The following is a 19,127-nucleotide window of genomic DNA, read 5'->3' as shown; positions in this document are numbered from 1 at the left end:
GTTATTTCAAGCCAAAAGCATCTCACTTGATGTCTTTTGCCCAATTAAGGTCTCTGAGGTCCGTTAGCTTCTGTAACCCTTCTTATTTACACCAATAAGACCACTGGTGTCCGTTAGCCCGGCTGAATTCAAGATTCGACGCCGATTCCGCACCCCTGAGTTCACTTCGTGATGGGAAGCCGATTCTAAATTCACCAGTTCAATAAAAGATTTAAAATCGGGTTTTCAGCACCAAGAAGGTTGGATGAAGCTAGGGACTGAGTAGCGCAGCGTACATGGGGGTACGTGAGCAACGGAAGGCCCGGCTGAATTCAAGATTCGACGCCGATTCCGCACCCCTGAGTTCACTTCGTGATGGGAAGCCGATTTTAAATCCACCTTACTAAGGAAGAAGGGTTAGGATATGTATGAACGGGAACACCGTAATCCAACTGTCGCACCGGTCCAAAATCCCGCCATGACCCGGCAACAGCTTGCCGGAATCCTTGATGCCATATACGCGCTTGTACGCCGATTGGATCAGGTCGCCAAATTGGCCGACGACTGCGGCAGATATCCCGATCAGCACGGCTCGTCCGACCGTAAGCAACCCGCCGGAAGCGAGCGCAAAGATCACCGCAACGATGACCGCCAGCAAAACGCCGCCCAGCGCCCCTTCGACGGTTTTGTTCGGACTGATCGCAGGCCAAAGCTTATGCTTCCCGAACCGCCGCCCGGCAAAATAAGCGCCCGCATCACTGCTCCAGATCGACGCCAGCATCAGAAACGTCCAGAATAAGCCGTGACCATCGGTCGTATTGCGAGTTTCCGCAATCGCCGCAAATCCGATGCCGACATAAACCATACCTATATAGAGCAAGGCGACCTGACCGATTGGGATCTCGTTCTTACTGATCACGGTCACCGCCAGGAAGAGCAGCATGAATAGCCACAATACCGCCGAATCGCTCAACGGTCTGTCGATCTCAAGCAGCCGCCACGGAAACGCAAGATAAACCACGCCTAAATAGCCCAGGATGGCCGTGCCCTGGAACGCTGGGATGCGCGTCATGCGTACGAATTCGTAATATCCGATGAGCGCCATAAGCATGATGAGTACATGATAGAGAGTTCCGCCAAGCCAGCACATTCCGAGGAAAAAGCCGCCGGCAATGATCCCCGTTATCAACCGCTGTTTCACCAGTCTACACCTTCCATCGCTAGGTTAATCCACCGTACCGCCGCGTGCGGCGTTGATACTCCGCCACCGCTTGAACCAAATGCTCCTTGCTGAAATCAGGCCAGAAAATATCCGTGAACCAAAGCTCACTATACGCCGTTTGCCATAACATAAAATTACTTAATCGCAGTTCTCCGCTCGTCCGAATCAGCAAATCCGGATCAGGCAACCCGGCGGACAACAGCCGGGATTCAATCGTATCCGGCGTAATGTCCTCCACCGACAGCTCCCCGGATTGTACAGCCTTCGCGATACCCTTGACGCTTTCCGTAATTTCGCGACGGCTGCCGTAATTCAAAGCAAAATTCAAGATCAAGCCGGTATTGTGCTTCGTCCGCTCAATCGCTTCCTCCATTGCCGCAATCGTATGCGCGGGCAGCTCATCCGTATGTCCCATCATGCGAACCTGGACGTTCTTTTCAACCAATTCATCCAGCTCGATCGCCAGAAACTCCTGCGGAAGCGACATCAAATAGTCCACTTCATCCTTCGGCCGTTTCCAATTTTCCGTTGAGAAAGCATACAGCGTCAAAATGGAAATGCCAAGTTCGTCGGCAGCGATCGTCGCCCGCTTGACGGCTTTCATCCCCGATCGATGGCCGACGATTCGCGGCATACCAAGCCTGCGCGCCCATCTTCCGTTCCCGTCCATAATAATCGCAACATGTTTCGGGATATTGTCCGGGGACAGGCTGACGAATGCCCCAGGATTTTTCTTTTTCCGCCAAGGTTGAAATAACTTGATCATTCCTTTTCCTCCAGCCGATGATGAAAAAGAGACAAAACCCCACCGTAATAGGAGGGGCCGCTTTTTGTCTCTTAGACTTCCATGATCTCTTTTTCTTTCGCAGCGAGGACCTTATCCACTTCCGCGATAAATTTATCCGTTGTTTTCTGAATGTCTTCCTGATGCCGGCGCGATTCATCCTCGGAAATGTCGGTTTTCTCCAGCTTCTTGATGTCGTCGTTCGCATCGCGGCGAATGTTGCGGATCGCCACCTTTGCTTCCTCACCGAATTTCTTCGTCATCTTCACGAGCTCGATCCGACGTTCTTCCGTTAAGGCTGGAATCGTCAAGCGAATGGACGAACCATCGTTTGCAGGCGTTAATCCGAGATCCGATTTTTGAATCGCCCGCTCAATTTCCGATAGCGACGATTTGTCCCAAGGCTGGATCAGCAACGTCCGGGAATCCGGCGTGTTGATATTGGCCAACTGGTTGATTGGCGTCGGCGAACCGTAATAATCAACCTGAATGCGATCAAGCAGCGAAGGCGTAGCTCTACCGGCGCGCAGCGTCGAAAGATCTCTTCTCAGCGCCTGAATCGCTTTCTCCATGCGTTCTTCGGCATGTTTCTTAATCGTTTGCGGCATTAATCTACACTCCCTTTGACGATCGTCCCGATTTTTTCACCGAGCACGACGCGTTTAATGTTCCCTTGTTCAGTAATCGCAAAAACAATCAACGGAATATCATTGTCCATGCACAGCGAGGACGCCGTAGAATCCATGACACCAAGGTTCTTGTTCAGCACATCCAAATACGTGAGAGATTCGTACTTCACCGCGTTTGGATCTACAAACGGATCTGCGGAGTAGACGCCATCCACCTTGTTCTTCGCCATCAGGATGACTTCCGCCTCAATTTCAGCCGCGCGCAGCGCTGCTGTAGTGTCCGTGGAAAAGAACGGATTGCCCGTACCCGCCGCGAAAATCACAACCCGACCCTTCTCCAAGTGGCGGATCGCCCGACGCCGGATATAAGGTTCGGCAATTTGCTGCATCGCAATCGAGGTTTGCACCCGGGTTGGCACCTCGATTTGCTCCAGCGCGTCCTGCAGTGCCAGGGAATTCATCACGGTCGCGAGCATTCCCATATAATCCGCCGTTGCGCGGTCGATCCCTTTGGCACTCCCGGCAATCCCGCGCCAAATGTTGCCGCCGCCGCATACGATGGCGACCTGTACGCCCAGCTCTACGACTTCCTTCACCTGTTGGGCAATGGATGCGATCGTATCGGCGTCGATGCCGTAACCATTTTGACCGGCTAATGACTCCCCGCTAACCTTTAAGACAACACGTTTAAACACTGGCTGTTCCAAATGTATACCTCCACATCGAACTCTTTCGCGGGTTAAAAAAGAAGGAACACGGCGTGTTCCAACTTTCCTTCACATGTATGTGAGATGGTTTGCTTATTTGTTCACTTGAGACATAACTTCTTCTACGAAGTTGTCCACTTTCTTTTCCAGACCTTCGCCAAGCTCGTAGCGAACAAAACGACGAATGGAGATGTTTTCACCGATCGTGCTGATTTTTTCTTTCAGCAATTGCTCAATCGTTTTGTCTGGGTCTTTAACGAAAGCTTGTTCCATCAAGCAGAACTCTTCGTAGTATTTGCCGATGCGGCCTTCGACCATTTTTTCAACGATTTTTTCCGGTTTGCCTTCGTTCAGCGCTTGAGCTTTCAGAATTTCCTTCTCTTTCTCGATTTCCTCTTGCGGAACTTCTTCACGGCGTACGTAGCGAGGGCTCATCGCAGCGATATGCATCGCAACGTCGCGTGCAAATTCTTTGAACTGTTCGTTCTTCGCAACGAAGTCCGTTTCCGTGTTGATCTCAACCAGAACGCCGATACGGCCGCCTGCGTGGATATAAGATTCAACAACGCCTTCTGTCGCGATCCGGCCAGCTTTATTTGCTGCAGCAGCCAGGCCTTTTTCACGCAAGATTTCAACAGCTTTCGTCATATCGCCGTTGGATTCTTCCAACGCCTTTTTGCAGTCCAGCATTCCCGCGCCGGTTTTTTCACGTAGTTCTTTGACCGATTTTGCATCAACAGCCATGTTTAATTCCCTCCATATCGATATATAGGGGATACCCCCTGTAACTGTGAAGGCATAAAACCAACTGCAGATTGAATAAGATCGTACTGCAGAAGATTCTATCCCGTCCTTTCCCTTTAAAAAAAGGGTAGTGAGAGGTTTGACACCTACCAACCACCCTTTTCATTTAATTTATCGATTTAGCGTATGGCCAAAGCCATTAAGCCGTCGTTTGTTCGCCTTGATGAGCTTCGATCACGGCATCCGCCATTTTACCCGTCAACAGTTTTACGGCGCGGATCGCGTCGTCGTTACCCGGAATGACGTAGTCGATTTCGTCCGGATCGCAGTTCGTGTCGACGATACCCACAATCGGGATACCCAATTTGCGAGCTTCGGCAACTGCGATACGTTCTTTGCGAGGATCGATAACGAACAGAGCGCTTGGCAAGCTCTTCATGTTCTTGATCCCGCCCAGGAATTTCTCAAGACGTTCTTTCTCTTTGCGAAGAATGATAACTTCTTTCTTCGGCAATACGGAGAACGTGCCGTCTTCTTCCCAAGTTTCGAGTTGTTTCAAACGTTCGATCCGTTTTTGGATCGTTTGGAAGTTCGTCAGCGTACCGCCCAGCCAACGTTGGTTAATGTAGAATTGACCAGCGCGCTCAGCTTCTTCTTTTACAGAATCTTGAGCTTGTTTCTTCGTGCCCACGAACAGAATGGTGCCATTCTCTTCAGCAATGCGTTTTACGAAGTTATAAGCTTCTTCCACTTTCTTGACCGTTTTTTGCAGGTCAATGATGTAAATACCGTTTCTTTCGGTGAAGATATAACGATCCATTTTCGGATTCCAGCGACGAGTCTGGTGACCGAAATGAACACCTGCTTCAAGCAGTTGTTTCATGGAGATTACTGCCATCTTCACGCACCTCCTAGTTTGGTTTTTTTGATGCTTCCTCCGCAGGTTTCATTTCCCGCTAAGACTCCCTCTAATCGTGAGCACCCTTAGCGAAATCATCCTGCGTGCGTTATAACACCGTCAATTAATATACCATAACTAAAATAGGGATGCAACCGAAGTTTGACGCAAAATGACAGCAACATAAAAAGGCACCCGAGGTGCCTTTTTATACATCTATTTTATTTGCTCCCGGAAGCCTTTATGGAGATTTTTGAAATGATCGAATCATAACTTTCGCCAACTTGAAAAGTATAGGTGCCTGCGCGAACCTTACGGTTGATTTTCTTATTGATCGCGGTTTTCAGAAACGCATCCTGATCCTCAATCACCCCGGCTTGCTCCAGGCCTTGAGCTACGCCTTCCAGCGTTGTCCCAGCAACAATCTTGTATTCCACCGTCGCTGGCTGAGGCGGGTTCGGGGAAGCGGGTTCGTTCGTTCCTCCGGCCTTGGCGTCCGAAGAAGTAGATCCTTCCCCTGCTTCTGGTGCGTCCGGAGCTTCGGGAGACGCAGGTGCATCTGGCTGCTTTGGATCGGCCGGCGTTACATCACCGTTCTCGTCCTCATTCCCAGCCGAATCGGATGCTAGTCCGGAACGCTCCATCCATTCCTCTTCCGTCAACAACTCCTGATCCGCCTCCACGACCTTTAAACCGGCCAGCACAGCAGCACGTTCGATCTGTTCCTTCGAATGGAGATCATTGTTGCTGCCTTGTCCAATCAGCATGAGCTGCAGAAGCAAAGCCCCGGCGATGAGTCCGCATCCCAAACCAAGCATAAACTGGCGGTTTTTCATCATCGGGACTCCTCCTTCTTGGCCAGCTGCAGGATCAGCTGAACCTCCCCACGTTGGAAGCCCGTCGATTTGGCGATCATATCGATCGATTTCCCTTTGTCATACAACTCGAACAGTTCGGGGTATCGATCCCGAACCAGCTCTTGTTGCGGCGGCACCGGTCCATCCGGTAATGGTGTTTGTTCTGCAGACAAATGGTCGGACTCTGCGGCAGCCGCAGCCTCAAGCTGAGGCTGGATGACTTGCGGAGTCTCCTCAGGCTCTGAGGATGCATCACGAACCGCCTTCTCCTTCATGGCATTTTCCACAAGTTCAAGCCGTGCTTCCGTTTGCTTTGCGTAAGCTTCCGCATCCCCCAAACGTTGGCGCAGCTCGGCAATCTGCTCTTGCTGGGCTAACTGTTTGGATGTTAAATCCTGCTTCATCTTCGCAACCATATCGATTAATTCTTGGTTTTCATTTTCGATTTCCGCCATATACTGCTCCAAAGTGGCCTCCAGCTCCCTGGCCATTTCCGCTTTGGGTGCCGCTGCTTGGCGTCCCGGCAGCAGCAGGGCATAGACAAGTGCCGCTGCCCCAAGCAACACGATGTAAAACCAAGGCTCTCCAAATGACAATCTAATCCTCACCCTTTGCGTTCATGTGGTCTCCTCTATAAAGACAGGTCGATATGTTTGCCCTTATAAGGATGTTCCGCCTTATGCCCTTGTCCTTGTTCGTCCGGCTTGTCCTGGGAGTTGCCATGTTCCTGCTCCGACGTGAAAGAACCTTTCCCTTCGCGCTTTACCGTCGTATTATGAGCACTCTCATCTACGTTAGCGCTGCGCCGGCGCTCGATCTCGCTGTCCTTTAACCCTTGAAGCGATAACAGACCCTGGTCATGAAGAGGCCGTTGCTGCTGATCATGTTGAACACGCCCCGCCTCGCTTGTCCGAGGGACTGCGATTTGCATTTCCACGGATTTCATATTCATGGGATCACCTCATGATTCAACGAAGGGAATGGATAATTCGAATATCGTTCCTTGGCATGCCAGTCCTAGATGAGAGGCGACATGGAAATATCCCCTTCGCTAAAATAGAAAGTCATTCGCGAAATGGGCTCCTTAATGTACTTGGTATATCTTCCAATGACGATTTTGGAACCGCCGTAAATCATTTTAAGGACATCAACCCGGGCTTTCCCCGTATCCTCGAGCGCCTTCTCAATCGCCAGAATGCGTTCCTTCATTAGATTCAGTTCCTGCGTGTTCGATTTCTTGGTCATATTCAGCTTCGAACGCATCTCGACCTTGTCCGGCGGCAATTTGCCCATGGAGGCCAGCTGATCAAGCAGCGTCAGCGCCTTCTCCGTCTTGTCCAAATTCGCCAACTGGTCCTTCACCTGCTGCCGCAGCTCTAACAGCTCGTTCCGCAGTTCTGGCAAGGCGCCCACTTCGATCGAGGTCGTTGTCGACATCGGGTTGCCGATAATCCGCGCAACCACTTTCTCGCCGGCCTGGATGTTCCCCCCGACGATCAAGCCCTTGGCCCCGTTACAGATGACGTCGCGGCCGGCACGAATGTTGGAGTGCATAATGCTCTGCGACACGATGACGTCTTCTCCCGCTTGGACGTTACCGTCTTGGATAAACGAGCTTTTTACATGATGTCCCGCCTTTACCAGTCCTTTGTTATATCCGATGATGCCCCCGGAAATTTCGATGGACCCGTCTGCAATCAACTCGGCTCCTTCAACCCCGCCAACGACGCGAATGTCCCCGGCAGCGCTGATGCGAAAGCCTGTCAGCACATTCCCGCGGACAACGACCGTTCCTACGAAATTGATATTTCCAACACCGTAATCGACGTCCCCGTTAATCTCATAAACCGGGAACACATTAAGCTTCCCCTTCTCCGTCCGCGTCACCAGGCCGTCGATGGCTGCATACATCGCGGTCTGTTCCGCGTTTAACACGACGTTCTTGCCGACCTTGAACCGCGCTTCTCTACCTTCGCGGCAAGGAATCGCTTCGCCCGTTACCGCCGTTCCGTTGCGGCCCGGAACAGGAGGTACCAGCTCCGCGATTAGTTGCCCTTTGCGGATATTATTAAGCCGCGTCACATCCTTCAAATCAACTTTGCCGTCTTCCGTTTCAACCGGCCGATGCTGATTCTCCTCGTCGATGGAGATGGCATAGCGGATAAACCCGTTTTCCCCATGAACCGGCTCTTGCCCCATCGCGATCGGCGTTTTGCTAAAGAAGTATTCCTTAGGATTGGCTGCAAATCGCTTGACGATATCCTCCTGAACCCCATACTTAATGCCTTCGCTCCGTAGGAAGTGAAGCAGCTCATCCGGGGTACATGAAAAATCATCTTCTTTCTTCAGAAATTGCAGATAGGCTACAGTCTTATCATCGTTTAACGTCACGCTCAAGATCTGTTTTAAATTATCCAAAAGCTCCACGAAGCCGTCCCCCTCATCATTCACTCGCTTAAAATAACTCGTCAGTCTTCAGCCAGCAACAGATCGCGTTGCTTCTCCAAACTGCCCCGAAGGCGCAAAATCGCCTTAGAGTGTAATTGCGAAATCCGCGAGGGTGACAAAGACATGACCTCGGCGATTTCGCTCAAGGATAAATCCTCATAATAGAGTAGGGAGACTACTGTACGTTCCTTCTCGGTCAACTTCTCAATCCCTTTCGCAAGGGATTCACGAAGATAGAACTCCCTAACCTTATAATCCGGGTTTTTTGCCTTTTCGTCAACGAGTAAAGTAAGACGAGTCTCCGATTCTTCTTCGCGGATAGGATCCTCCAGCGAGCATAGGGTCATTACGGCAACTTCCTGAAGCATACTTTGAAATTCCTTCTCGCTTACATTGAGATAGGAACTCATCTCAGCGTCAGTGACGGAGCGGAGATATTGCTGCTCTAAATGTTGATAACCTTCTTCGATTTTCTTGGCTTTCTCTCTCACGGATCGGGGAACCCAGTCCCCTTGCCGCAGGCCGTCCAAAATCGCCCCCCGTACCCGCCAAGATGCATAGGTTTCGAACTGAAGTCCCCGTTTGTAGTCAAACTTTTCGACCGCATCGATCAATCCCATAACACCGTTGCTGGCGAGATCGTCCTTGGATACGTTTTTGGGCAAACCGACAGCGAGACGTCCTGAAACGTAGTCGACAATGGGCAGATATTTCTCGATAAGTTGTTTCTTGGCCTCTAAATCACCGTGCTCTTTCCAACTTTCCCAAAGGTCGGCATGATTTAGAGTGGATGTCTTCCGCTCGTTCAACTGCCTTCACCCTCCTTATTGTTCTGTCAGGTGACGAACGACCTTAACCAGCTCTTCAGGATCTTTGCCGTCAGGTGTCTTCACTAATTTTGGCGGATTTAGCGGCGCAAATTGCTTCTCCACATCCGAAGCAGCCGGAGTTGGCTTTAACAGATCATTGAGCTGCTCGCTTTCGTCCGGCGTCAGCAAGTCGAGATTCGTGCCCTTGCCCTCTTCGGACGCTGGGTCAGCCTCCAGAGCAGGAGTATAATCCCCTGGCATTTCCTTCAGGAACCCCAACATCCAGTTGGCCGCAAACGCCAACAGAAACCAAACGGCAAACGAAATAAGCCCTCGTACAAAGCTGGTCATGAATAAATTGTTTCCTGCCGAAACGGCAAACGTAATTAGAAAACCGATAAAGCCCGACAACAAGTAATATCTCAATTTTCCTGGCATGGCTACAATTCCTTTATCCCCATTTGTACACTTCGCACATATAAGATCCCTGTCATGCTGTCCAGTTCAATCGTTCGGCCGTAATTGCCGCCCGTATCCTCTGCAAGCAATGGAATGCCGAGCTCAGACAGCTGCTCTTTACAGGACTCCACATTACGTGGACCAATCCTCATCGTGTCACTACTGCCGGCAAAGGTAAACATTTGCGATCCGCCAGCCATCTTGGCAACCAGTCGGCTTGGCGCTGCGCCAAGGTCCAGCAGCTTCCGGTAGAGTGCCGGAATGGCTGTATCTGCATACTTGGCGATATTTAACGCCCCTTCCCGGGCGATATCCGAGGAAGGCAACATCACATGCGCAAGACCGGCAATTTTAAGCTGCGGGTCGTATAAGGTTAATCCTACACAGGAGCCTAGGCCGGTTGTCCGTATCAATCCCTGCTGAGTAATGACATTCAACTCGGCCATGCCTACCTTGACGACATACTGCTCATCGATCATGATCAATTGGTACTCCAAGTGCTGCAAAGATTTTGGCGAATGAATCCGGATCCGGAATGAGGAAGAACTGACCTTCGACCTCATCTTGACCTTCAATAAATTTCGTGTCGATCAGCAGGGCGGAATCCCCCATTTCACCAAATTGCAGGAGTCCGTAACTCAAGATCGCACCCGCCATATCTAGAGCTAAAGCAGGTACAGTAGGCGACATTTGCAAGGAGGTGAAATCGGCCAACGATGACAAATACGAACCGGCCAAAATATTTCCGATTTCCGATAACGCCGACCACCCCATCTCAGAGAAGGTTCCACCATCATCCACCGTGATACCGGCCAAACGAGTCAGCAGCTTCTTCGCGGCTTCCGGGCTTAGGATGAAAAACAGATTGCCCGGCGCATCCCCTTCCACACGGAAGAATACGGCCAGCACCAAGTTTTCCGCGCCGCCGACACGATCCGCAATCGCTTCAAACGGGAGCATTTGGACCATCGGAACGGCCATATCGATCGGCTTGTCCAGCAGCTTGGACAAAGCCGTAGCGGCATTTCCCGCCCCGATATTGCCGACCTCCTTCAAAATATCGATTTTGAAGTCTTCGAACCCTCTGAACAAATCCACGGTATTAGCCCTCTAAGCTTTCTAATTGAATAATTTCCTTACGGCTGAGCACTTCCGACAAATTCAACATCACCAACAGCCGATCCTCGGAAATCCGAGCTACCCCATGCAGATATTTCGCTTTGATACCGCCAACAACATCCGGCGGCGAGTCGATCAAGTCGGTATTCAGGTCGATAACATCATTAGCAGAGTCAACGATGAAACCAACCTCCATTTCATTAGCCGAGACAATAATGATCCGGGTTTGATCCGTGTATTCCGTCTCCGGCAATCCAAAGCGGCCGCGCAAATCGATCACCGGAATGACGACGCCGCGCAGATTAATCACGCCTTTAACAAATGAATAGGTCTTCGGAACGCGCGTGATCGGCATCATGCGTTCGATCGTTTGGACTTTGTCCACGTCGATCCCGTATTCTTCATGCCCCAACTTAAATACGATAACTTTTAATTCCTCTCCCATGTGGAAACCCTCCCTTAGAGTGTATAACTGACCTTATTTAATGAAGGCGTTTGGATCGATGATGAGCGCTACCTGACCATCTCCCAAGATCGTTGCACCGGCAACCCCTTGAATCGAAGGCAGATATTTGCCCAGGTTCTTAATGACAATTTCGCTTTGGCCAATGAAATCTTCAATCGCTAGGGCAGCTAGCCGATCGCCTTTGCGGATCACGACGATTTCCGTTTCCTCTTCATCGCTCTCAGAGAAGCCCGGAATGTCAAACAGCTTCGCAAGCGACATGTAAGGAATATGGGTATCGCGATAAGCGACCATCGTATAACCGTGGACTTCTCGAATCTGGTCGCGCCGGATTAAGCCGGTTTCGACGATGGAGGATAACGGAATCGCATATTTTTCTTCCCCAACCTTAATGAGCATCGCCGAAATAATCGACAAAGTCAGTGGAAGCTGTACGGAAAATTTCGTGCCGACACCCAGCTTCGATTCCACCGAAACGACGCCGCTTAAGGATTCGATTTTGGATTTGACGACGTCAAGTCCAACCCCGCGTCCAGAAATATCGGAGATGACCTCGGCTGTACTAAAGCCCGGAGCGAACAAGAGCATGTACACCTGCTCGTCCGTCATCGAGGCAGCTTCGCTCTCCTTGACGATGCCGTTCTTAAGCGCTCTTTGCAGAACCTTATTACGGTCAATGCCGTGTCCGTCATCTTCGATTTCAATAAATACATGGTTGCCGCTGTGGAAAGCCCGCAGCTGAATTGTCCCGGTTTCAGGTTTGCCTGCAGCAATCCGTTCAGCCGTAGATTCTACCCCATGGTCGACGGCATTCCGAAGCAAATGCACGAGTGGATCTCCAATTTCGTCGATGACCGTGCGATCCAATTCGGTTTCGGCCCCTACGATGTTCAGATCGATTTTCTTGTCGAGCGATTTCGCCAGGTCGCGAACCATCCGCGGGAAGCGGTTGAACACGGTATCGACCGGAACCATCCGCAGCTTCAACACGATGTTCTGCAAGTCGCTGCCGACACGGCTCATATGCTCAACGGTTTCCGTTAAGTCGCTTCGTTTGACTTCGGTAGCCAGCTGCTCCAAGCGAGCACGGTCAATCAACAATTCGCTGAGCAGATTCATGAGCACGTCCAGCCGGTCGATATCTACCCGGATCGTACGGGCAGGAGCGGAGGCTCCTCCAGCTGGGCGAGCATTTGCTTTTGCTTCAGGTGCTGCAGCTGGTTTAGCTGGAGCCGATTGAGCTTGGGTCTGAGCTGGAGCTGGAGCAGGAGCTGGCGCTGCAGCTTCGGCTGCCGCAGCTGCCTCCTTCGAACCGGCATTCAGTTGTGCCAAAGTTTCATGATCCAGCGCTGCAACTTGTGCTGTATCGATTTCCGACAGATTCATAATCATGCTTTGAATCTCGGCGGGATCTTTTTGAGTTATGTAATAAAGGGAAAAGCTTCGATCAAATTTCTCTTGCTCGATATCCTGTACAGATGGCGAGGACTTCACGATTTCCCCGAATCGTTCCAGGAGATCAAAGACGAGGTAGGCGCGTGCTGCTTTCAGTTGACAATCCTCCCGGATCGCCACTTCAATGTGCAACACTTTATGTCCTTCCGTGATGGACTGCTCCAAGACGGAATATTGATATTGATCCAGTTGGATGGCCGATGCACTGTTCGCCGCGGATCCAGCTGCTGCCGGCTTGCTTGCCGCCGCGCTTCCGCCTTCCGCAAAATCCCCGCGTACGATGGACTGCAGCGCGTCAACGATTTCGCTGACGTCCGCTTTCCCTTCGCCGCCTTGGGTAATGTCCTGCACCATCATTTGCAGCGCATCCAAGCTCTTAAACAGAGTGTCGAAGATAAACTCCTGCATTTTCAGCTTCTCGTTCCGGACGAGGTCCAGCACGTTCTCCATCTGGTGCGTGAGCGAAGACAAATCCTCGAACCCCATCGTCGCTGCCATCCCCTTCAGCGTATGCGCCGATCGGAAGATGACTTGAACGATGCTGATGTCCTCAGGGTTGTTTTCCAGCTCCAACATTTTTTCGTTTAATGATTGCAAATGATCGTTCGACTCATCGATAAACATGGATAAATACTGATTCATGTCCATGGTGAGGCACCTCCTCCAAGAGATTCCGTTAATAACTCATTTTCGTGGTGAGCTAAAAAAAGGGTTAGGATCTTTACAAGCTGGCTTTTTTAGCTACTTCTTGTACAAGCTTAGGGCCAATCTCGTATAGCGGTAATACATGGCTGACGCATTTCAGTTCGATTGCCGAGCGCGGCATACCGAATACGACGCACGTCTCTTCGCTCTCGGCAATGGTGGAAGTCACGCCAGCGTCATAAAGCCGCTTCATGACTTTCGCCCCGTCGCTGCCCATCCCCGTTAGCAGTACAACATGACGTTTCAGTGCTTGCAGCGGGAGCAGCGATTCATACAAGACGTCCACCGAAGGTCGATGTCCGTTACAAGGCTTGTCGGTCGTCAAATGGACGCGATAACCGCCTGTCGGACTTGGTACGACATTCATATGGAAACCTCCCGGAGCAATGTATGCCGTCCCACTTTGCAGCTCCTGGCCTTGCTCTGCCTCAACGACGTTGAGTTCGCATAAGCTGTTTAACCGCTGAGCGAGCGACTTGGTAAAGTTTGGCGGCATATGCTGCACGATGACGATTGGCGCCGGAAAGTCCCCGGGGATTTTCTCCAAGACGGCTTTGAGCGCCTTGGGCCCCCCGGTTGAAGTACCGATCGCAACGAGATCGGTGAACTCCCCCGCAGGGCGTCCGGAACGGGGACGCCCTCTGCTGGCATCGCCGCTCGTCTTCTCCCGAGCGGCGGCCACTTCCGCCGCCGCCGGCTCACGCCTTGGCGGCGATGCGGGCTTGGCCGGCGGGGCGGCATGTGCTGTGCCGCCGCCAAGCCCAGGCGCGGGCCGCGCTGCAGGCCGCGCGCGCTCCGCCGGCGCCTTCGCCGGGCGCCGGCCCTGGCCGTCCCGGCCGCTGCTCGGCGCGGCCGGGTTCGCTGCGGGCGGCCTCGTCGTCAGACGAGGCGAGCCCGCGAGCGGCGCGCGCGCAGCGGCGGTGCCGCCGGTAGGCGCCGCCGGCTTCCGCGCCGGCGGCTTTGGCGCGGTAACGCCTGCCTGTGGCGGCTTGCCGGACGCGGGCAGCACCGGCGCGCTGCGGAGTTGCGCCGCCGTCCAGGCATCGCGCCGCTCCTTCGCCTGCATCGCGGCGCGCATCTGCTCGCGCAGCTCGCGGCCGACCTGCAGGATGTCATGCTCGCTGGTCGTGGCCGATGGCTTGCGGATGAAATCGAAGGCTCCAAGCTCCAGTGCCATGATCGTCTCCCGCATGCCTTGTTCATTGATGCCCGATAACATAATGACCGGCAACGGATGTTCCTTCATGATGACCTTGAGCGCGTCCAGACCGTTCATTTCCGGCATTTCCACGTCCATCGTCACCAAATCCGGTTGGACCTGTGCGATTTGCTCGATGGCTTCACGTCCGTTCTTGGCCGTTGCTGAGACCTGAAAAGCCTCGTCCTGTTCAATCAGGTCCGAGATAATCTTACGCATAAACGCCGAATCGTCTACCACCATCACTCGATAAGACATCAACGTTCCACTCCTGTCCTTTACGAAGAATCATTTCGCCAGTTTTAACCATTTCTGCATAAATCCCTTGATTCCCGATAAAGTATCCTTCGGCTTGGTTTGCGGAACATTCAGATAAGCCAACGCCAATCGCTGAATATCGCGCGTTGCCGAGCAACCGGGGAAAGCGATGGAGAAAGGAACCTGCCTCTTGACCGCCTGCATCACATGCGGATCGTCGTTGAGATAGCCCAATACGGGGATTTCCATATCGAGGAAACGGCTGGCGACCAACGAAATTTTATCGGCAACCTGCTTCGCCTCAAGCTCCCCGGAGACCCGGTTAACGACTAATCGGAACGGCAAATTAGGATCCATTCCATGAACAACCTTGATCAAGGCATACGCGTCTGTGATCGAGGTCGGCTCCGGTGTCGTGACAACTAGACACTCATCAGCAGCGGTGATGAACTTGAGGGTTTCCTTCGATAAACCGGCACCTGTATCGAAAAGGATGAAGTCCATCTCCTCGGAAATCATCTCGATCTGCGAGGTGAAGTAATTCAGATCCCCTTCGGACAGGGTGAACAGTTCGGCGAGCCCGGAGCCGCCCGCAATAAAGGGTAATGCATGCGTGCCCAGCTCCACGATTTCCGTAATGCTCTTTTCTCCCTTCAGGAGATGGTACAAGTTATATCTCGGCCTGATGCCCATTAACACATCGATATTTGCCATACCGATATCCGCATCAAAGATCAGTACTTTGCGTCCAAGCGACTTTAATGCTAAAGCAAAATTCAGCGTGAAGTTGGATTTGCCTACGCCGCCCTTGCCGCTGCTAATCGTCACAATCCGGGCAGAACTCTTACGAATCGTTGCCCCCGTTACCTCTCGTTGCGAAGATACCAATTGTCTGAGTGCTTGGGCCTGGTCATTCATGGCTTCCGCTCTCCCAGCAGTATATCAACCATTAACTTGGCGTCGGCCTGCAACAGGTCATCAGGTACATTTTGACCATTGGTCAGGAAAGACACCTTAAGCGGGTACTCGTTTAACAGATTAAAGATCGCGCCGGTTGTTTCCGTTTCATCCAGCTTCGTAAAAATCAATTTATCCAAGTTATATTTGCTAAAGTGCTCGGTAATCCGTTTCATGTCCTGCACTTTGGAGGTCAAGCTAAGGACCAAGTACGTCTCGCTGACATCCGAAGGAGCAAGTAAGCTGTGCAGCTCCGCCACAAACAGCTCATTTAGATAGTTCCTTCCGGCCGTATCCATCAGGATCAAGTCACAGTGCTCTAACCGTTGCATAGCCCGTTGTACATCGCCAGGGGACTGAACTACCTCCAAAGGTACGTTCAAGATAGTTGCGTAAGTCCGCAGCTGCTCTATGGCCGAAATTCGATAAGTGTCCGCCGTGATGAACCCTACCTTTTTGTGCAACCGGAAAATTTGATCCGCCGCAAGCTTGGCAATGGTTGTCGTCTTCCCAACCCCGGTCGGTCCGGCAATATATACGATCTTTGTCTGATCGCCGATCCCCGCATCAATTCGGTGATCTAGGAAGCTGGTAACGATGGTCTGAAGCCTAGCCTGCATGTCGTCATCGCTTAAAGTCTTGCCAGAGCTTAACCAGGCTTCGTAGATTTCTTCTACCCATTGATTGGCAAGCTCAAAGTCCAATTCTTGGCTCATCAGCTGCTGCTGGATCGCATGCAACCCCGGCGGGAATTCGCGGCTATCGGCTTGCTTCTTCGCCAGCTCGCTGAGCCACATCTTCATTTGCCGAATCTCTTCAAGCAAGCGCTCTTCTTTGTCGGAGTTAGCGCTCCCTACTGTAGTCTTGGTCAAGAGTTGCTCGGAATCTGCCGCTCGTGCGATCGCCGCCTCCAATCGAGCTGAAGCCACTGAAGCACCGCTGGAAGTGGGTTCAATGGAGGTCTGATGTATTCCCATCTCCGTCACGGGCGACTGCGCCACTGGCGGCATAACCGCGGTGATGATCGGCTCCTCTCGTTCCTGACCGCCCATTGTCGTGAGAACCGAGGAAGCAGACACAGCCTGCGGCGAGGCAGCAGGCTGGGCAAACTGCGACGTTTTGCGGTATGCCTCCGGCACGGCTTGGCGTGCCACAGGAGCCGGAACCGACGGCTGTGCCGGCAGAAGCGGTTTGGCTTTGGGTGCCGGTGCCGCCTTCTCCTCCGTCGCAGCAATCACTTCAATCTTCTTTTTCTGGAACATGCCGAGGAAACCGCCGAGCTTTACTTCCTTCGTACTCAAGATAACCGCATCCGAACCCAGCTCATTGCGAATTTTCAACATGGCGTCAGGCATCGTGTCGACGATATATCGTTTTACTCTCATAAATTCACCACCCCGACACTTTGAATTTCAACATTAGGTTCCAACTCGCTGTAAGATAACACCGGAATATCTTGCATGCTGCGCTCGATGATTTGGCGCAGATACATCCGGATCGTTGGCGAGGTGAGCAGGATCGGCTGATGGCCCGTTTGAACCAAACGGTTGATTTGCTCGGTCAGCTTCTGGAAGACCGTTTGCGTTGAGGCTGGATCCAGGGCCAGATAGCTGCCTTGTTCGGTCTGCTGCACACTCTCGGCGATTTTCTTCTCCAGGTTCGGTCCCACAGTGATTACGCGCATCGTTTCACCCGGTTGGGTATATTGCTGGGTAATTTGCCGGGATAACGCTTGTCTGACATATTCGGTAAGCACGTCCGGATCCTTGGTATAGGTTCCGTAATCTGCCAGCGTCTCGAAAATGGTCACCATATCGCGAATCGAGATCTTCTCTTTAAGCAATTTGGCCAGCACCTTCTGGACATCACCAATCGACAACACCGACGGTATTAATTCGTCGACAAGAACCGCATAATTTTCTCTGAGGTTGTCGACCAGGGCTTTTGTCTCTTGACGGCCCAGCAGCTCGTGCGCATGCTTCTTAATCAGCTCCGTCAAATGCGTTGCCACGACAGACGGCGGATCAACTACGGTATAGCCCGCCAGTTCCGCCCGATCCTTGGTCGCTTCATCGATCCAAAGAGCCGGTAAGCCAAACGCAGGTTCGCGGGTCTCGATACCTGTAATCGAGTCATCATCCACCCCTGGACTCATGGCTAAATAGTGATTAAGTAATAATTCACCACCGCCTACGACATTTCCTTTTATTTTGATGACATATTCATTCGGTTTTAGTTGAATATTGTCGCGAATGCGAATGACGGGAACAACCAAACCAAGTTCAAGCGCACATTGCCGCCGGATCATGATGATCCGATCCAGCAAATCCCCGCCTTGCCCCGTATCGGCAAGAGGAATCAGTCCATAACCAAATTCGAATTCGATAGGATCTACCTGAAGCAGGTTGATGACACTCTCGGGGCTCCGAACTTCTTCGATTTGCTGTTCCTCCTCCTGTTGCTCCTGTTCGACTTGCCGCCGGTCCATATTTTTCTGCATCTTAATTGCAGCAAAGACCATCAATACCGCGAACGGATAAGTTGTCCAAATACCGATCGGCGTAAAGGTGCCCAGTAGGGCGATCGTCCCGGCTACAACGAATAACAGCTTCGGATAGGTGAACAACTGCCCCGTAATATCGTCTGCCAGGTTGCCCTCCGAAGAAGCCCGGGTTACGATCAAACCAGCTGCGGTAGAAATCAGCAACGCCGGAATCTGGCTGACCAAGCCATCCCCGATCGTCAGGAGTGAATAAGTCGAAAGCGCTTCGTCAAAGCTCATACCATGGATTGTCATCCCGATAATAAAGCCCCCGATCAGGTTGATCAGGAGGATAATGATACTCGCAATGGCATCCCCTTTGACGAATTTACTCGCACCATCCATGGCACCGTAGAAATCGGCTTCCCGCTCAATCTTCCCTCGGCGCTCACGGGCTTGCTGCTCATTAATGAGCCCCGCGTTCAGGTCGGCATCAATACTCATCTGTTTCCCTGGCATGGCGTCGAGGGTAAACCGTGCAGCAACCTCAGCAACACGTTCCGAACCCTTGGTAATGACGATAAACTGAACGACCACGAGAATCAGGAAGACGACAAAACCGACAACAGGTTCACCGTGTGATACCCATGATCCGAAAGTAGCCACCACGTGGCCGGCTTTGGCCTGTCCCAGAATCAGCTTGGTCGTCGATACATTTAACGCCAAACGGAATAAGGTCGTCACGAGCAGCATGGCTGGAAAGATGGAGAATTGCAAGGCCTCCTTGGTGTTCATTGCAACAAGCAAAATGATCAGAGCGAGGGAAATATTGATGATCAACAAAATATCTAGCAGCCAAGTCGGGATCGGAACGATCATCAGTAAGACGATGCCAATTATACCAACAAGAATAAATAAATCTTTAAATTTCTTCACGTAAGTTCCCCTCCG

20 protein-coding genes are annotated in these 19,127 nt (G+C 51.9%); all 20 read right to left on the bottom strand.

All coding sequences use genetic code 11. The features are described from left to right. Window positions 1-382: 382 nt before the first annotated feature. A complete protein-coding gene (locus NSQ80_RS09125) occupies window positions 383-1,180 on the bottom strand; it encodes a phosphatidate cytidylyltransferase (RefSeq protein WP_009223042.1) in 798 nt (265 codons plus the stop codon). A gap of 19 nt (window positions 1,181-1,199) precedes the next feature. After that, window positions 1,200-1,967 carry an isoprenyl transferase gene (locus tag NSQ80_RS09120; protein ID WP_009223041.1) on the bottom strand — a complete coding sequence of 256 codons (768 nt, stop codon included), beginning with the start codon at window positions 1,965-1,967 and terminating at the stop codon, window positions 1,200-1,202. A 71-nt stretch (window positions 1,968-2,038) separates the two neighbouring features. Next, complete coding sequence (frr, locus tag NSQ80_RS09115; protein ID WP_009223040.1) at window positions 2,039-2,593, bottom strand: ribosome recycling factor; 555 nt, start codon at window positions 2,591-2,593, stop codon at window positions 2,039-2,041. Further along, window positions 2,593-3,321, bottom strand: a complete 729-nt coding sequence (gene pyrH, locus NSQ80_RS09110) for a UMP kinase (protein WP_009223039.1) — start codon at window positions 3,319-3,321, stop codon at window positions 2,593-2,595. The genes frr and pyrH overlap by 1 nt, the downstream gene beginning before the upstream one ends. A gap of 93 nt (window positions 3,322-3,414) precedes the next feature. Beyond that, window positions 3,415-4,065: a translation elongation factor Ts gene (gene tsf / locus NSQ80_RS09105; RefSeq protein ID WP_009223038.1), complete on the bottom strand. Its 651-nt coding sequence runs from the start codon at window positions 4,063-4,065 to the stop codon at window positions 3,415-3,417. A 199-nt stretch (window positions 4,066-4,264) separates the two neighbouring features. After that, on the bottom strand, window positions 4,265-4,963 hold the full coding sequence (gene rpsB / locus NSQ80_RS09100) for a 30S ribosomal protein S2 (protein ID WP_009223037.1): 699 nt from the start codon (window positions 4,961-4,963) through the stop codon (window positions 4,265-4,267). 221 nt (window positions 4,964-5,184) lie between these two features. Next, window positions 5,185-5,802, bottom strand: a complete 618-nt coding sequence (locus tag NSQ80_RS09095; RefSeq protein WP_009223036.1) for an endolytic transglycosylase MltG — start codon at window positions 5,800-5,802, stop codon at window positions 5,185-5,187. Next, window positions 5,799-6,416: a hypothetical protein gene (locus NSQ80_RS09090; protein WP_009223035.1), complete on the bottom strand. Its 618-nt coding sequence runs from the start codon at window positions 6,414-6,416 to the stop codon at window positions 5,799-5,801. The genes NSQ80_RS09095 and NSQ80_RS09090 overlap by 4 nt, the downstream gene beginning before the upstream one ends. Window positions 6,417-6,451: 35 nt before the next feature. Then, the gene (locus NSQ80_RS09085; protein ID WP_009223034.1) at window positions 6,452-6,772 is read right to left on the bottom strand and encodes a hypothetical protein; all 321 of its coding nucleotides are present in this window, start codon (window positions 6,770-6,772) and stop codon (window positions 6,452-6,454) included. Between the two features lie 65 nt (window positions 6,773-6,837). Continuing rightward, window positions 6,838-8,247: a FapA family protein gene (locus tag NSQ80_RS09080; RefSeq protein WP_339302081.1), complete on the bottom strand. Its 1,410-nt coding sequence runs from the start codon at window positions 8,245-8,247 to the stop codon at window positions 6,838-6,840. Between the two features lie 41 nt (window positions 8,248-8,288). After that, a complete protein-coding gene (locus tag NSQ80_RS09075) occupies window positions 8,289-9,077 on the bottom strand; it encodes a FliA/WhiG family RNA polymerase sigma factor (protein WP_016312422.1) in 789 nt (262 codons plus the stop codon). Window positions 9,078-9,092: 15 nt separating this feature from the next. After that, window positions 9,093-9,515, bottom strand: a complete 423-nt coding sequence (locus tag NSQ80_RS09070; protein WP_016312423.1) for a hypothetical protein — start codon at window positions 9,513-9,515, stop codon at window positions 9,093-9,095. Between the two features lie 2 nt (window positions 9,516-9,517). After that, window positions 9,518-10,015, bottom strand: a complete 498-nt coding sequence (locus NSQ80_RS09065) for a chemotaxis protein CheD (RefSeq protein ID WP_016312424.1) — start codon at window positions 10,013-10,015, stop codon at window positions 9,518-9,520. Continuing rightward, window positions 10,005-10,634 (bottom strand): chemotaxis protein CheC, encoded by a 630-nt coding sequence (locus tag NSQ80_RS09060; protein WP_009223029.1) that lies wholly within the window; start codon window positions 10,632-10,634, stop codon window positions 10,005-10,007. Before NSQ80_RS09060 ends, NSQ80_RS09065 begins: the two co-directional genes overlap by 11 nt. Window positions 10,635-10,638: 4 nt before the next feature. After that, complete coding sequence (locus tag NSQ80_RS09055) at window positions 10,639-11,100, bottom strand: chemotaxis protein CheW (RefSeq protein WP_016312426.1); 462 nt, start codon at window positions 11,098-11,100, stop codon at window positions 10,639-10,641. A gap of 33 nt (window positions 11,101-11,133) precedes the next feature. Then, window positions 11,134-13,224 (bottom strand): chemotaxis protein CheA, encoded by a 2,091-nt coding sequence (locus tag NSQ80_RS09050; protein WP_339302080.1) that lies wholly within the window; start codon window positions 13,222-13,224, stop codon window positions 11,134-11,136. Window positions 13,225-13,297: 73 nt separating this feature from the next. Beyond that, complete coding sequence (locus tag NSQ80_RS09045; protein WP_339302079.1) at window positions 13,298-14,740, bottom strand: chemotaxis response regulator protein-glutamate methylesterase; 1,443 nt, start codon at window positions 14,738-14,740, stop codon at window positions 13,298-13,300. Window positions 14,741-14,767: 27 nt separating this feature from the next. Further along, window positions 14,768-15,655 (bottom strand): MinD/ParA family protein, encoded by an 888-nt coding sequence (locus tag NSQ80_RS09040; RefSeq protein ID WP_085168977.1) that lies wholly within the window; start codon window positions 15,653-15,655, stop codon window positions 14,768-14,770. Further along, entirely contained in the window at window positions 15,652-17,079 is a 1,428-nt protein-coding gene (gene flhF / locus NSQ80_RS09035) for a flagellar biosynthesis protein FlhF (protein WP_339302078.1), read from the bottom strand. Before flhF ends, NSQ80_RS09040 begins: the two co-directional genes overlap by 4 nt. After that, window positions 17,076-19,112, bottom strand: coding sequence for a flagellar biosynthesis protein FlhA (gene flhA, locus NSQ80_RS09030; RefSeq protein WP_339302077.1), 2,037 nt, complete (start codon window positions 19,110-19,112; stop codon window positions 17,076-17,078). Before flhA ends, flhF begins: the two co-directional genes overlap by 4 nt. Window positions 19,113-19,127 lie beyond the last annotated feature (15 nt).

Source organism: Paenibacillus sp. FSL K6-2441 (genome assembly GCF_037964765.1).
GTDB lineage: Bacteria > Bacillota > Bacilli > Paenibacillales > Paenibacillaceae > Fontibacillus > Fontibacillus phoenicis.
This window is presented reverse-complemented; position numbering and strand designations above follow the sequence as displayed.